We start from the raw sequence: 284 nt of genomic DNA, 5'->3' as shown, positions 1-284 counted from the left end.
GCGCGCAAAAGACCTGGCATTTCAAGGCCTCGAATGTGCGCGACTTCGCCTGGGCCTCCAGCCGCAAGTTCATCTGGGATGCGCAAGGCTACAACAAGGGCGACAGCAAGCTGATGGCCATGTCTTACTATCCAAAAGAGGGCAATCCGCTGTGGGAAAAATACAGCACGCAGGCGATTTTGCACACCATCGAACAGTACAACAAGTACAGCATCGCCTACCCTTACCCGACCGCCATTTCCGTCAACGGCCCGGTGGGCGGCATGGAATACCCGATGATTTCC

1 pseudogene is annotated in these 284 nt (G+C 56.0%); it reads left to right on the top strand.

From position 1 onward, the window contains the following. Positions 1–284: pseudogene (locus tag ACO0LB_RS20945) on the top strand (aminopeptidase); the annotation flags it as partial.

This window comes from Undibacterium sp. SXout7W (assembly GCF_049339385.1).
Classification (GTDB): domain Bacteria; phylum Pseudomonadota; class Gammaproteobacteria; order Burkholderiales; family Burkholderiaceae_D; genus Undibacterium.
This window is presented reverse-complemented; position numbering and strand designations above follow the sequence as displayed.